The organism is Sandaracinaceae bacterium (assembly GCA_020633055.1).
Taxonomy (GTDB): domain Bacteria; phylum Myxococcota_A; class Polyangia; order Polyangiales; family Houyiibacteriaceae; genus JADJJE01.
On the sequence record JACKEJ010000012.1, the window covers coordinates 163,073 to 176,853 of the forward strand.

The following is a 13,781-nucleotide window of genomic DNA, read 5'->3' on the forward strand; positions in this document are numbered from 1 at the left end:
TCGCCTGGGCATAGTACGCCGTCCGACATGTCCGGCAGCGATGGCCTCCGATTCTGGCCGCTCACAGACGTAGGCAGGGTCCGCGACCACAACGAGGACAGCTTCCTGGTGGATCGGAAGCTCAACCTCTTCGTCGTCTGTGACGGAATGGGCGGACACGCCGCGGGCGAAGTGGCGAGCTCCATCGCCGCGCGCGTCGTGCGCGAGTCGCTCGCCGAGGAGCAGGACCTCCTCCTCAGCTACGAGCAGGGCAACGACACCTCACGGCAGGCCATCCTCGAGTTGATGGAGAAGGCCAGCCAGCGCGCCTGCTCGGCGGTCCATCAAGAGGGTGTGCGCGACGAGAGCAAGCGCGGGATGGGCACCACGCTGGTGGCGCTCACCATCGTGGGCAACCGCGGGTTCATCTGCCACGTGGGCGACTCGCGCATCTACCTGTACCGTCAGGGGGCCGTTCATCAGCTCACCGAGGACCACTCGCTCATCAACGAGCTGCTCAAGCGCGGGCGCCTGACCCGCGAGCAGATCGGCAAGATGAACTACAAGAACGCGGTCACTCGGGCCGTGGGCGTGTACGAGAGCGTCGACGCCGACGTGTTCGACTTCGACGTTCTCCCGGGCGATAGGTTCCTGCTGTGCAGCGACGGCCTGCACGACTATCTCGAAGAGAGCGTGCTGGCGCGCATGTTCGACGAGATCGCCGAGGATGAACTGGCCCAGCGCCTGATTCAGCTCGCCAACGACGGTGGCGGCAAGGACAACATCACGGCCCTCGTGGTGCGTGTGCCCGAGGACACCAGCGGCGTCGACAAGCTGGCGCGCGAGGTGAACCTCAAGCTGGAGATGCTGCACAAGATGCCGCTCTTCCGCTTCGTCACGTACCAAGAGCTGGTGCGCGTCGTGAACATCACCGACGTGAAGACGTTCGCGGCGGGCGAGACGGTGGTCACCGAGGGGGACGAGGGCGAGGAGATGTTCCTCGTGTTGTCGGGCAAGGTGCGGATCCACACGGGCGAGACGCTCATCGCACACCTCGGGCCGGGGCAGCACCTGGGCGAGATGTCGCTGATCGACAAGGCGCCGCGCAGCGCGAGCGTCACCGCCGAGGAGGAGAGCCGCCTGCTCATCATCGGCCGCCGGGGGTTCTTCGATCTGGTGCGCAAGAACCACGACATTGCCGTCAAGCTCTTGTGGAGCTTCCTCGGCGTGCTCAACCAGCGCCTACGCACCACCAGCCGCGAGCTCGGTGAAGCCCGCGACGAGCTGCACCGCACCCTGACCGCACGCGCCAGCGTTGCACCCCCCCCCGTGCCCCCCAAGGCTCCCAGCGCGCCGCCGGGCAAGCCCGACTCGGACTGAGCGGGCGACGCCAGGCTGCGCTCGCATTCGGAGAAGAAACGTGTACTTTCGCGCCATGTCGCACGCGCCCTCGCACCGCGCCCATCCCCTCCCTTGGCCCGAGTCTACGTCCACGCCCCATGGCGCTGCCGCGCGTCCCCGGGCCTCACGTCGCCCCTTCGCCGCGCTCGCGTGTCTGGCGTCGCTCGTGCTCGGCTCACTCGCGCCAGCGTCCACGAGGGCGCAAGTGGTCGTCGACGCGACCATCGCCTCCATGGCGTCGTTGACGGGACCAGCGTTTGCGGTGGACGAGTCCAACGGCGCGGTGGTCGGCAACACGCTCTATCTCTCGTTCGGAACGCTGAGCCTCGGCGCGACGGAGTCGCTCGTCATCGACGGTCCGGCCACCGTGGAGCACGTGGTGGTGCGCGTCACGGGCGGCAGTGCCACCCAGCTGGACGGCCCCGTCACCGTCAGCATCGCGGGGGCGTCGTTGATCCTCACCAACCCCGCGGGGATCACGGTTGGCGCGGGGGGGCTGTTCACCGTCCCTGGTGACCTGGTGCTCACCACGGCGGACTACGTGCGCGCATCGAGCGGCGACCGCTTCCAGGTGCCTCCCTTCCCGTCGGAGGTGCTGCCCGACACGGCGCCGGCGCACCTCGGCTTCTTGTCGGGCGCGCTCGGCGCGCTCACCTACGAGGCTGCGTCGCTGACGCTCACGGGCGACCTCCGGCTCGTCGCGGGGGACGTCACGGTGAACGACGCCACGCTGGTGGCCAACCACGTGGCGGTCATCGCCAGCAACGTCGGCGAGCTGGCGCTCGCCACCCTGGACGTGACCAGCATGTCTGCGCCGACGGGCATGGTGCGCTTGACGGGCGTGGTCCTGACCTCCGCGATGCCCGCGCTGGTGCTCCCAGCGGGCTGCGGAAATGGGTTCGTGGAGGCTGGCGAGGAGTGCGATGACGGCGACGACATGAGCGCCACCACGCCAGACGCCTGTCGGCCCGGGTGCGTGGCCCCGAGCTGCGGCGACGGCGTCCACGACAGCACCGAGGGGTGCGACCTGGGGGCGGGCAACTCGAACACCGCCATCGACGGCTGTCGCACCAACTGCGAAGCGGCGGGCTGCGGCGATGGGGTGAAGGACACGGGCGAGACCTGCGACATGGGCGCCATGAACTCGGACACCACGGCTGGCGCGTGCCGCACCGACTGCACCTTCGCGGTGTGCGGCGACGGCGTGCGCGTGTCCGGGGAGCAGTGCGACGACGGGAGCGCCAACTCCGACACGGCCGTGGACGCGTGCCGCACCAACTGCCGCACCGCGAGCTGCGGCGACGGCGTGCCGGACACGGGGGAGGAGTGCGACGACGGGCCCAACAACTCGGCGGGGGCTCCGGACGCGTGCCGGGACGACTGCCTGCTGCCGCGCTGCGGTGACCGCGTAGTGGACACCGGCGAATTCTGCGACGACGGTCCGTTCAACTCGGACGACGAACCCATGCGCTGCCGGGTGGACTGCCAGAGCGCGAACGGCCCGCTCGACCTGCATGGCGGCGCCTGCGATGTGCCCACGCACCCGGGTGGCGAGTGGCCCCTCGGGGTCTTCGTACTGGTCGCTGTGGCGGTGTTGGTGCCGCTGCGTCGTCGCGGGCTCTGAGCGCGCGGACAACGCGTCGCCTTCAGCGCGCGTCCTCGCCGACCGCGCGCAGCGGGGAAGCCTCAGGCGCGGGCGTGGGGGGCCGCGCGTCGGTCGCTGGAGCGGAGGGCGTGAGCGTGAGGGGGAGGTTCACGAGCGTCCGGGTGAACACGCTCGGTCGGTGCCGCTGTGGAGAGGGCCCAGGGGCGATGTGCGACGTGCTGCCGAGAAGCTGCGCGAGCGCGATCTGGATTTCGCGCCGCGCCAGGTGCGCGCCCAGACACAGGTGCGCTCCATAGCCGAACGTCATGTGTTGGCGCAGCCCGGGACGCTCCGGACGGAGCGCGTCAGGTTCCTCGAAGCGCGCAGCGTCCCGGTTGGCGCTGGCCCACAGCAGCATCAGCCGCGCGCCCTTCGGGAGCTGCACTCCGCCGAGCGACACCGCGCGCGTCGTGACGCGAAAGTGTCCTTGGAAGGGCGCCTCGAGCCGCAGCATCTCCTCCACGAACGCCGGGATGCCTTCTGGCGCGGCGCGTAGGGCCGCCTGGAGCTCCGCGTCTGCCGCGAGACGCGCGACGCAGCTGCCGAGGGCGCTCGCCGAGGAGTCGCTCCCCGCGATGAGGATCTGCAGCAAGATGCTAAGCGCCTCGGCCTCGCTCAGCGAGTCGTCACCGCTGCCGCGCGTGGCCCGCACCAAGCTGCCCGTGAGGTCGTCGCCGGGCGCGCGCACGTGGCGCTGGAACTGCCGCTGCACGTACGCGAACAGCTCGATGCCGAAGTCCACGTGCTCCGCGAGCTGCGCCGGCGTGTTCACGCCGTTCAGCAGCGCGACGGCGTGGTCACACAGGAACTTCACGCGACGGTGGTCCTCCTCTGGGAAGCCCACCAATCGCAAGGCGATGCGCATGGGCACCACGTTCGCCACGTCGTCCATCCACTCGCACTCCCCGCGCGCGAGAGCGGCGGCCAGCAGCTCGTCGACCATCGCGCGGATGTCGTCGTCCAGGCTCTTCTGGAAGCGCGAGGAGAGGGCCGCCGTCGCGAGCTTGCGGTGGCGCGTGTGCACGGGTGGGTCCTCGATGGCGAGCACGTCGACCGGCCCCTGTCCGGTGGGCAGCTGCCAGGTCTTGGCGCCCTTGCGTCCGCTGGCGAGCAGGATGGCGACGAGGTTCGACGAGTAGGTCTGAGTGTCGAGGGCGACCTCCCGCACTAGGTCGTAGGTGCTCACGCAGTAGTAGTCGGCGCCCGGGACGCGATAGACCGGCGCCTTCCTCCGAAGTGTGTCGTAGAACGCGTACGGGTTGGCCAGCGTCTCGGGCGCGAACGCGTCGAAGCCGTCGATGCCCACGGTACTGGGAGCGGGGAAGAGCCCCGCCAGCCGGTCGCGCAGCGGAGCTGGGAGCCACGCGATCGCGCTCTCCGGCGAGAGCCCGCGGGCGCGGGCGAGCGAGCGGACGGCGAGGCGCGTGGCCTTGCGGCGGAGGTCGTGACTCGGGCTGGGCATGGGCACACTCTAGCGGCAAACTTTACTAAGTACAAGTCGCCGCGCGATCCATACTCGCGGGATGCCGAAGAGACGCACGCCGCTCACTCGCGACCAGGTGCTGGAGAGCGCCCTGTCGCTCGTGGACCGCGACGGCGTAGACCGGCTGACGATGCGCGCGCTCTCGGCCGAGCTGGGCGTCTCGGCGATGGCCGTCTATTGGCACTTCGACAACAAGGCGGCGCTCGTCGCCGAGCTGGTGGACTACGTCGTCGGCCAGTACGACGTGCATCCTGGTCAGGGGGGCACCCTGCGCGACCGCGCACGCAAGACGTTCCGCACCATGTACCAAGGGCTGAACGACCACCCCGGGATCCTTCCCTTGATCGGCCAGCCCGAGACGCGCGGCCAGGTATCGCTCAGCGTCATGACCGAACTGCTCGCGCAGCTGGCCGCGGAGGGTCACAGCGCCCGGCGCGCCCAGGAGGCCTACCACCTGCTCATGAGCTTCACGCTCGGTGCCATCACCATGAGCCACGCGGACGGGACACCGACGCGTGCGCAGCGGGTGTTCGAGAGCAACCTGGAGCGAGCGCTCGATGTGGCGCTCAGCGCGAGCGGGTAGTGTGCCCGGACGGCGGACTCTACTTCAGGTGCGCCACTCTGGGCCGGCTCCTTCAAAGGCCGAGCAAGGCCGGTTCGGTGTGCTAGAGTCCCGCGCATGACGAACACGCTCGGCGTCCGAATGCAGAGATTCTATGAGAGGCTCAACGTCGATCGAGAGCGCGCTCTCGAGGAGCTACCAGACCTCTACACGGACGACATCGCCTTCTTCTGTCCCATGGAAACGCGCTACGGTCTCGCGACCTTCAAGCGGTCATGGGAGTTCGCCTTCGCGTCCTACAAGATGTTCGAGTTCCACGACTTCACGCTCGTCGATGGGTCGGACAATTTTGCGCTCTTCTATACGATGAAGGTGCAGATGCGCGTTGGCAGGCCGATGGAGACCCCAGTGGGTGCGCTGTTTCGTGTCCGCGACGGAAAGTGCCATGAGCAGATCGACTACTGGGACAACGTCGGGGGCGTCGCGAGCATCTGGGTCCCGGCCTTTCGGGGATACCGTTGGGCAGTCTCGAAGCTCCTCAGCGGTGGTCGGTCCGTCGAAGGAACCCCCGGCCGTATGGACCCCATCCGCTGAGCCTCACCTGGGGCCACAAGCTCACCTTGATGCGTGGCGCCGGGCCAGGGCCGCGTCCAGCTGCGCGGATGATGGAGCGCGCAGCTGGACGCGGCCGCTCATCTGCTCGCGCAGTGGCGCTGGCGAATCCCGCGCGGCGAGCATCGAAACGGTCTGCCTCTTGACCACGGTCTGCCACGCGCCCAGTGTCCACCGGCCAAACAGTGTGGATGCGCCTTCGTAGGCTTGCTCCAAATATTCTTCGTCCGTGCACAGGTAGCTCGCGTAGTCGTTGGCGTATCCGCACACGACAATGTGCGTTGTATCGCGGGCGTGAGCGCGCACAGTGCGCTGAAGGCGCGTGCCGGCATGAGTCGTCGGCTCGAAGGGAACCGCGCAGAGAACGAGCGTTCCAACACGGATGAGCTGTGACGGTAGGAGACGCGGAACCCACGGAGTGTCGAGCCCGTGTTCGTGGACCTCGCGTCCGATGTACCGAAGGAAGCGGTTCGGAACATGGGTGAGAAATCGTTCGTGCGCGGGGAGGAAGCCGAGGATCTTGGCCGGCGCTCGTGGGCCGAACGACCACAACGGGAGCTTGCTCCATCGCCGCCCGACGCCGAAGTGCCGTGGCAGAGCGCCGACCACGCGACGAAAACGCTGCTGCAGCCACCGCGCGGGGCGAGCAGGGCCCGGGCCCTCAGCCGTCCCGAACGCGAACGCCAGGCCGAGCGTGGGTGGGTCCGTCGTCGCGTCTCGACGTCCGTACGCGAACTCGGGCGAGACCGGGGCGCCCACGGGGTCGATCCACGTGAGGGAGCATTGGACGTTGCCACTCAGCTCCACTCCATCCTCGCGGGCGACCTCTGCCAGCTCGAGCACGCGCGCCCCCACCAAACGCCCGATGCGTTTGGCCGCCGCGAAGTCGTCCTCCGAAGCGCCAACTCTGCACCGGCGCGCGGCGTCGAAGCGATGGTTCGGCGTGACGTCGCCACACACGCTCTGCGACGCGATGGCGACGACGTCGGCCCAGCCGCGGCGGGAAGCTTCGCGTTCGACGTGGTCCGCGGTCGCTCCGGGGTGGTCCGCGTGGAAGACGTTCTGGTCCGCGTGGACGCACGTACCGTGCAGGCCGAACCAGGAGACGATCGCCATCGGTGTGCCCGTCTCGCGGGCATCCACGCGCAGGACCGTGAGGTGGTCGGGCACGGCCTCATGCCGTTCCGAAGCCCCCAGCGGGCGTACGTCGTGGTTCCGGTTGTAGGCGGCGAGTGAACGATTGAACGCGACGGGCGATGGTGCTGCCAGCGGCCCCTGGTGGACGTACGCGCTCGCTGCGCGAAGACGTCCGTGTGCGGCGTGCACCGAGCCAGCCACGGCTTCGACGATCGCGGTAGTGTTCGCCTCGGAGAAGCCAGGACCGGAGGACGCGTAGAACACGTCACGGGTGTAGCCACCAAGCGACGAGTGAGTGTGGGTCGCGGTGAGCAGGAGGCGTTCGCTCGCGCACGCGAGGCCCCTGCGCTGGAGCGCGACGAACACGCGCTCGCGGACCTCGGTGCTGATGAAGCACAGGTCCAAGCAGACGTACACGAACGCGATGGACCCCGGTGTGCCCAGGACGAGGGCCCGAGCGCAGAGCGCGGTTCCCTTCGACCGTCCGACGTTCGTCGGGACGCCCCAACCCATCAGACAGAGATCGGTTTGCGGCACGGCAATTTCGCACGTTGCGGCGCCCGCCCACAGACCAACACGACTAGCTCTCGCCATAGGCCACCAGCCCGCTCCAATGAGGGTTCAGAAACGTTCCGTCTGGGTCGCACGCGGCGCGGAGTGCCAAGAAGTCGCGCACGCGCGGGTATGACGCGAGGCAGCCACGCATCGGGTCCGATGACCAAGACGGGAAGTGCTTGCCCCAGTGCACCCGGTACCCAAAGGGCGCGAGGAGCTGCCAGAACTGCTCGAAGAACGTGGCCGCCTCTCCACGATTCCGCTTGAACCAAAATACATCGACGCGAAACGAGTCTCGTGCGTAGGACGGGTGCATCCAGAAGTCCGAGGACGAACACGCGTAGAACTCGAAGAGAAACGTGCCCGTCGCGGACAGTCCTCCGCGATGAAAGTGCGTTTGGAGCGCGCACATCACCTCGTCCGCTTGGTCGATGTCGAACCAGAGCTCGGTGAAGTCCGTGGGGAGAAAGGCGTCGACCATCTGGTTGTCCATTGGCAAGACGTGGTGCCATGGACCCCAGAACCGCTGGTGGGAGTTCGTGTTCTCGGGAAGGAATACGTCGAGCACCGCGGGAAATACGTGCTCTTCGAATGTGTCGCGGAGCTTGCTCAATACGACGCTCGACGGTGGCAGTGCCCGCAGCAGCGTGTCTCGGTGGCGGCGCGACTGGGCCATGGAGTCGTAGAACGCTCCTGCCACGAGCTGTGATGCGTAGTTGACCACGGGCGTGAGAGCGGGGTTTTGCAGACCATCACCCAGCGCGGAGTACGGCTTGGGCGTCAGCTTGCCGGAAGGCGCCCGGTGCTCGGGGAGGTCGCGCGGCGACGCGCGGCCCGCGGTCCACGACACGACGCGGTCGACGTTGCGTTGTGGCCACCACATGAAGCGCGCGTACTCCGTCGCGCGGAGGAACTCGGCCACCGAGGGACGCGGCGATGCGTCGTGAGAACCAGCGGGGTCCCACTGAAACGCGGCGCCCGAGCGCGACGTGATTCGCTCCTCTCCGATGACGTCGTAGCGCGGCTCGCACGCGAACGTGACATCGACGAGGATCCCCAGCAGCCCCATCGAGCTGGCTACCGCGAAGAAGCGTGGATCGTCTCGGGTCCAGCGGTGGATTGCGCCCGTGCCGTCCATCATCCGGACGCACACGATGGCGTCGTAGATCGAATGGCGGGTGCTACCCCCGGCCGAACCAGTCATGAGGAATCCCGCGACGGTCTGGTGCGTCACGCCGCCGAGGTCCGGCAGCGCCCAGCCCCGTCGCTCGAGCTGCGTCGTCAACGACGACTCCCACCGCGACGTTCGGGTGTGGTCGCGTGGATCTCGACCAAGGTGGCATCCCGCTTGGACGGTCACCTCTCGTCGCGTGTCATCGAAAGAAACCCGGATCATGCGGTCCAGCATGACGTCCATGTGCGCCGCATCGGGGCCGTCTGAGCCACTGTAGATGGCGCCCGGGATGGAGTGGATGGAACCACGAACGCGCACGCGGCGACCCGAACCTCGCGCGAAATCTACGAGGGTTCGGAGGTCGTCCTCATCGGTTGGATGGAAGAATCCGTCTGTCCCTCGCGAAAACACGCCGCTGATTACCAGCGACCCCATGAAGTGTCAATCGGCACGGCTCACATCCGCTTCGCCAGTCGCTCGTCCGCACGTATCCCAACTGGTTTATGCTAGAAGCGGCAAGTTTTGTTGCGTGTGAATCCGCGGGTGCGCGGTGGTGGTCCGTTCGGCGGCAGCGGCGGGGCTGGCCACTTGCCCCGGGGCCCGGCTCGCGTCAGCTGAGCACCTCCCGCATGAACGTGTGGACCGGCAGCATCGCCTTCCAGTGCTTCGCGCACCAGGTGACGAAGGCCTTGCTGCCGAGCTCGCTCGGGTGGGGCTGCTCATGCACCACGGCCAGGTAGGCGTGGCGTAGCAGCGCGGCGCGCGGGTGGTCGGCGGCGTAGCCCGCCGGGACCTTCTTGTAGTGCGACCCGTCCACGCGGTAGCCGGCGCGCTCGCAGCGCTCGAGCGCCTTGGTGAGGGCCACGCCGCGAGCGTCGTCAGCCACCGCTTCTCGGTAGGCGTCGAGGTCGGCCTTCTGCAGCATGTGCAGCCCCGCGCCGAGCAGCACGTGGGTGGGCGTGACGCGCAGGAAGAAGCCCGATCCGCGGTTGCGCTCGCCGGCCCAGAACCACATGTCGAGGTGGTCCTTGTAGGGTGTCTTGTCCTTGGAGAAGCGCACGTCGCGGTTGATGCGGAAGAGGTTGCCGTTGACGCGCGGCTCGATGACCACGTCGGGGTCGAGCGCTTGCAGCTTTGCGCCCACGGCCTCCGCGAAGGCCAGCGCGGGCGCGACGAAGTGCGCGTCGTAGTCGGCGCGGTGCGCGTCGAACCACGCCTTGTCGTTGTGGGCAGAGAGACCCGCGAGGAACGCCACCGTGTCTTTGCCGAAGCCTTGGAACGTCATGGTGAGCGCGATGCTACCAGCGCGTCGGGGCGCGTGGCGACAGCGGTCCGTCGCGATCCATTGACGCGCGCCCGGACTGGTGATGCTCTTCCGCGCACGATGCCCGCCTCGCACCACGCTCGTCCTCGTTGGCAGCGGCGCGCGCTGTCCGTCCTGGCCTTCGCGACGCGGCGGGGGTTCATCCTGCGCGCTGTGCCGCTCATCTCGCTGTACGCGCTCACGGTGTATGCGCTCGCGAACGTGCCCACCCTGGCGGCCCCGACGGGGCTGCCTCGACCGCAGGCCGTGTACTACGCGTTCCGCTTCTTCGCGTTGGACGGTGACGGCTTCTTTCCACGCTCGACCGTCCCGGCGGAGAACGCGCTCATGTGGTTCGTGCTGTTCGCCGACCCTGCGCTCACGGCCGGCGCCGTGTTCGAGGTGCTGCTGCGCTTCTGGCGCGTGGTGCGGTCTGCCAGTGCCCGCATCGCGGCGATGGACGCGCCGGTGGTGGTGTGCGGGTTCGGCACGCACGGGCGCATCGTGGCGGAGTACGCCGTGCGGGCCGGGCGCGACGTGGTGGTCGTGGAGCGCGCCGTGGCCGACGTGGACGCCATGATGGTGGGCGGGCGCAGCGTGCCGGTCATCGTGGGCGACATGACCTCGGCCTCGGTGCTGCGGGCTGCGGGGGTGGAGCGCGCGGAGGCCGTGTGGTTCACGGCGGGGGATCCGCTCATCAACCTCAAGGCGGCTGTGGTCGCAAGGGAGAGCGTGCCCCCTGACCGCCCGGGTACGCGCGCGCTGGTGCCCATGGTGGACGACGACCTGGCCGAGAGCCTGCTGCTCGAGTGCGTCGGCGACCGGGGCATCGAGGCGTTTCGGCAGTTCGATTCGGCGGCGCAGCGGCTCCTCGCCCAGCCCGCCATCGCCGCCGCCCTCTCGCGCTGCGACGCCGCCGACACGCGGGTCGCCATCATCGGCTTCGGGCGCTTCGGGCGCGCGGTGTTTCGCGCCCTCTTGCACGCGAAGGGGTGCTGCGCCGAGGACGTCCCCGATGGCGGCGCGCGCTGCATCGAGGTGGTGGATCAGCACGGGACCCACCGCGAGCCCTACGCGCGCGAGGAGGCCGCCTCCGCCGGCTGGACGTTCGTGGCATCCCAACACCGTGACGCCGAGGAGTGGACCGCGTCGGCGCTCACCAGCCCGCCCACGGTGGCCTTCTTCTGCACGGACAACGACTCGCTCAACCTGCGCAGCGCGGCGCTGCTGCGGCAGGCCGGGGGCGCAGGCATCGAGGTGGTGCTGCGCATGACCAACCCGCTGCACGAGGGCGAGCAGCGGGTCTCGGGCGTGACGGTGCACAGCGTGGCCGAGCTGCTGCGCGCGAAGCTGGAGGAGGCTTTTCGGAGCTGAGGTGCGCGGGGCGCGCAGGGGGCCGCGCTTGGACTGGTCAGGGGGCCTGCGCGCTCCCCGACGCCGGGCTCTCCTCGGCCTCGAAGCTCGACGGGTTCGGGCGCCGGTCGAGCTCCACGCCACGGGAGGTGAACGCCACGTGACCGCTGCCGAGGTGCCCGACCATGACCGTCTCCGTCAGCAGCGGGTGCGCGTCCGAGGGGCCCTCCCAGTACACGAGGAAGTTCGCGCCCGAGCCGCCCGTGGCGTCGTTCGTCTCCACCGTGAACTCGGCCGTCTCGAGCGGGCGCAGGCGCCGCGGGGCGTCCAGGTAGCGACGTACGCGGTGCCCCGACGTGTCGAAGTAGTCCACGTGCGTGAGCGTCACGGTGGCGGTCGAGTCCACGTTGCGCACGGAGAGCAGCACCGAGAGCAGCGCCGAGCGGTCGAGGTTGGTGCCCCGGGGCAGCACCGAGTAGGCGGGCACGTAGACGGTGCGCAGGCGCGGCCCTCCGGCGGGCTCGGCCTCGGGCGGTGGGTCGGCGACGGGCTCGTCGGTGGGTGCGGTGCGCGTGGTGGGCGACGCGGGGTCGGTCGAGCCGCTCGTCGCTCCCGGGTCGTCGCACGCGCTCGTGAGGGGCAGCAGCAGCGCGAGCGAGCAGGCGAGGAGCGGGTGCGGGGCGGACGAGACGCGCGGGAGGTCGGTCACAGGCGGAGCATGACCCTCGGATGATGCGTGAAGCAAGGCACCACGCGTAGGAGGGGCTGTGTCGACTCCCTGAGCCACACGATGGTGCACCCGCGCCACCGACGTGGTCCGCTCACTCGGCGCGCGACGAGGCCGAGGGGGCTACTCGGCCGCCGGCTCGGCAGCGCTTTCGGCCGTCGCCTCCTCTGCTTCGTCGACTGCAGCGGGTCCAGAGGCGCGGGCGGGGGGAGGCGCTGGCAGCAGAGCAGGTGAGCTCACGAGGAGTGGGGTATCGGACACCATGCGCTCCAGCATGTCTTGCGTGGCCTGCAGCAGGGCGATGGGCGTGGCGTTTTCACCCAAGGCGAGCACGACGGTGGGCAGGTCGGGCGGGAGGTCTGGGAGCGCATCGAGGCCGGGGGGGTCACCCACGGGGGCGTCCGAACCATCGCTGCGCCGCAGCGTCCGGAGCGGTACGTCGGTCACCACGCCCGTCATGAACGGGACGTCCCCGGCCACGCAACGCGCCACGAGCAGCCACTGCAGCGCGTGCATGGCGTGGCCCACCAGCGCGCCCCCTGTGGTGTCACGGGCGTGCAGCGCGCGCGTCTCGATCGGGTCGTTCGCGGGCACCACCAGCTCCAGCCGCCCGAACCCAGCGCTCGTGGCAGCCTCCACCATGACGCGCAGCGCGTCGGCCGTCGCGCGCCGGTCCACCGCGACCGCCAGCGTGTGCTCCTCGCTCGCGGGCGCGCAGCGAGTCCACGCCGCACGGGCGACGACGCGCCCCATCGCGTCGGCTGGCGCCGCCATCTCGTTCGCGCCGTCGCTGTCCATTTCCAGCGGGGGCTCCTCCTGGACCTCGCGCGCTTCGTAGGCCTCGGCCACGTCGGCGCGCTCCTGCGCCAAGCGCTCGCGCAGTGCGCCGAGGGCTTCGGTGAGCGCGGGGACCTCACGCGGGAGGGCGATACCTCGGATGTAGTCACGCGGACCGTCGGTGCCCAGTACCACCGCGACCTCGGTGTAGGGGTAGCCCAGCGACAGCTCGGTGGTCAGGTCCGCGGTGACGATGGGCTCGAAGGACGCGTCGTCGGTCCATGGGGTCGCGAACGTGCTTGCCACGCGCGACGTCGCCACGCCCTCGGCTGCCACATCGGTCTGCAGCGCTGCGACTCCGAGCAGCAGCGCAGCCCCTGTCGCGACCCGCTCACGCAGCGTGCCCCGTGTCGTGGCGGTGGCGCGCAGGGCCAGCAAGACCGCGATCGCGGCGAACACTGTGCGTAGCCACTGGAGGTGCTCACGCGCGTCCGCGGCGTCCAGGAGCGCGGCAAGGTAGGCGCCCGGCGGGGCCACCGCCAGCGCGTCCAGCAGTACGGTCCGCTGGCCCGCAGCGTAGGCGGCGACGACGGATGTGAGCGCGCACGCGGCCCACACGAGCGCGAGGGAGCCCGGTCGGGGCGCGTCCTCCGAGGCGGGTCTCCGGCTCTGCAACGCCAGAGCCGTGCCCACCAGCGCGAGGCCCACGGCGGTCACCGCCTGCCCGACGAACAGGCGCTCGTGCAGGATGCACAACAACATCGTCGCCATCGGCCCGCGCGAAGTCACGTCCGCCGCGGCGAGGTTGGTGTCGGGGGCCAATGTCAGCTGCGCGGCTTCCTGGGCGCTCATGCCGGCAGCGGCGACTACCGGCAACGCGCCGAGCAGCAGGGAGACAGGCACCAGGGCGCTCCGCGTGCGTTTCCAGCGCAGCGCCGCGAGGGCGGCACCCATGGCGAGCGCAACGATGAACCACGAGGCCCTGTGCGGCTGCGTGAGCGATTCCCACATGGACGGGATCAAGGCGTGAACGGTGCCCCTACGTCAAGTGGTGCGGTTCGGCCTCGCGTTCC

11 protein-coding genes are annotated in these 13,781 nt (G+C 69.5%); 5 read left to right on the forward strand and 6 right to left on the reverse strand.

Going from position 1 to position 13,781, the window contains the following annotated elements; all coding sequences use genetic code 11:
- Positions 1 to 27 precede the first annotated feature (27 nt).
- Together H6726_27125 and H6726_27130 are read left to right on the forward strand one after the other, a co-directional pair.
- Complete coding sequence (locus H6726_27125; protein MCB9661350.1) at positions 28 to 1,359, forward strand: Stp1/IreP family PP2C-type Ser/Thr phosphatase; 1,332 nt, start codon at positions 28 to 30, stop codon at positions 1,357 to 1,359.
- Between the two features lie 253 nt (positions 1,360 to 1,612).
- Complete coding sequence (locus H6726_27130; protein MCB9661351.1) at positions 1,613 to 3,004, forward strand: filamentous hemagglutinin N-terminal domain-containing protein; 1,392 nt, start codon at positions 1,613 to 1,615, stop codon at positions 3,002 to 3,004.
- A gap of 22 nt (positions 3,005 to 3,026) precedes the next feature.
- Here the strand turns inward: H6726_27130 and H6726_27135 are convergent, their stop codons facing one another.
- Positions 3,027 to 4,487 (reverse strand): cytochrome P450, encoded by a 1,461-nt coding sequence (locus H6726_27135; protein ID MCB9661352.1) that lies wholly within the window; start codon positions 4,485 to 4,487, stop codon positions 3,027 to 3,029.
- Positions 4,488 to 4,548: 61 nt separating this feature from the next.
- On the opposite strand from H6726_27135, the gene H6726_27140 reads away from it, so the two are divergent.
- The gene (locus tag H6726_27140) at positions 4,549 to 5,091 is read left to right on the forward strand and encodes a TetR family transcriptional regulator (GenBank protein MCB9661353.1); all 543 of its coding nucleotides are present in this window, start codon (positions 4,549 to 4,551) and stop codon (positions 5,089 to 5,091) included.
- A 96-nt stretch (positions 5,092 to 5,187) separates the two neighbouring features.
- A complete protein-coding gene (locus H6726_27145; GenBank protein MCB9661354.1) occupies positions 5,188 to 5,664 on the forward strand; it encodes a nuclear transport factor 2 family protein in 477 nt (158 codons plus the stop codon).
- Positions 5,665 to 5,685: 21 nt separating this feature from the next.
- Here H6726_27145 and H6726_27150 read toward each other — a convergent pair whose 3' ends face one another.
- The 3 genes from H6726_27150 to H6726_27160 form a co-directional block, all read right to left on the reverse strand.
- Positions 5,686 to 7,356, reverse strand: a complete 1,671-nt coding sequence (locus tag H6726_27150; GenBank protein MCB9661355.1) for a neutral/alkaline non-lysosomal ceramidase N-terminal domain-containing protein — start codon at positions 7,354 to 7,356, stop codon at positions 5,686 to 5,688.
- A gap of 43 nt (positions 7,357 to 7,399) precedes the next feature.
- Complete coding sequence (locus H6726_27155) at positions 7,400 to 8,983, reverse strand: FAD-binding protein (protein ID MCB9661356.1); 1,584 nt, start codon at positions 8,981 to 8,983, stop codon at positions 7,400 to 7,402.
- A 175-nt stretch (positions 8,984 to 9,158) separates the two neighbouring features.
- A complete protein-coding gene (locus tag H6726_27160; protein ID MCB9661357.1) occupies positions 9,159 to 9,833 on the reverse strand; it encodes a DUF2461 domain-containing protein in 675 nt (224 codons plus the stop codon).
- A 99-nt stretch (positions 9,834 to 9,932) separates the two neighbouring features.
- On the opposite strand from H6726_27160, the gene H6726_27165 reads away from it, so the two are divergent.
- Positions 9,933 to 11,225, forward strand: a complete 1,293-nt coding sequence (locus H6726_27165) for an NAD-binding protein (GenBank protein ID MCB9661358.1) — start codon at positions 9,933 to 9,935, stop codon at positions 11,223 to 11,225.
- Positions 11,226 to 11,262: 37 nt separating this feature from the next.
- Here the strand turns inward: H6726_27165 and H6726_27170 are convergent, their stop codons facing one another.
- Positions 11,263 to 11,913: a DUF3124 domain-containing protein gene (locus H6726_27170; protein ID MCB9661359.1), complete on the reverse strand. Its 651-nt coding sequence runs from the start codon at positions 11,911 to 11,913 to the stop codon at positions 11,263 to 11,265.
- A gap of 141 nt (positions 11,914 to 12,054) precedes the next feature.
- On the reverse strand, positions 12,055 to 13,662 hold the full coding sequence (locus tag H6726_27175) for a hypothetical protein (protein ID MCB9661360.1): 1,608 nt from the start codon (positions 13,660 to 13,662) through the stop codon (positions 12,055 to 12,057).
- Between the last annotated feature and the right edge of the window lie 119 nt (positions 13,663 to 13,781).

Bases quoted from the DNA above. Each gene is read 5' to 3' on its own strand.
- H6726_27130 (MCB9661351.1), top strand. From the start codon at position 1,613: ATGGCGTCGTTGACGGGACCAGCGTTTGCGGTGGACGAGTCCAACGGC.
- H6726_27155 (MCB9661356.1), bottom strand. From the start codon at position 8,983: ATGGGGTCGCTGGTAATCAGCGGCGTGTTTTCGCGAGGGACAGACGGA.
- H6726_27135 (MCB9661352.1), bottom strand. From the start codon at position 4,487: ATGCCCAGCCCGAGTCACGACCTCCGCCGCAAGGCCACGCGCCTCGCC.
- H6726_27160 (MCB9661357.1), bottom strand. From the start codon at position 9,833: ATGACGTTCCAAGGCTTCGGCAAAGACACGGTGGCGTTCCTCGCGGGT.
- H6726_27165 (MCB9661358.1), top strand. From the start codon at position 9,933: ATGCCCGCCTCGCACCACGCTCGTCCTCGTTGGCAGCGGCGCGCGCTG.
- H6726_27125 (MCB9661350.1), top strand. From the start codon at position 28: ATGTCCGGCAGCGATGGCCTCCGATTCTGGCCGCTCACAGACGTAGGC.
- H6726_27140 (MCB9661353.1), top strand. From the start codon at position 4,549: ATGCCGAAGAGACGCACGCCGCTCACTCGCGACCAGGTGCTGGAGAGC.
- H6726_27175 (MCB9661360.1), bottom strand. From the start codon at position 13,662: ATGGGTGCCGCCCTCGCGGCGCTGCGCTGGAAACGCACGCGGAGCGCC.
- H6726_27145 (MCB9661354.1), top strand. From the start codon at position 5,188: ATGACGAACACGCTCGGCGTCCGAATGCAGAGATTCTATGAGAGGCTC.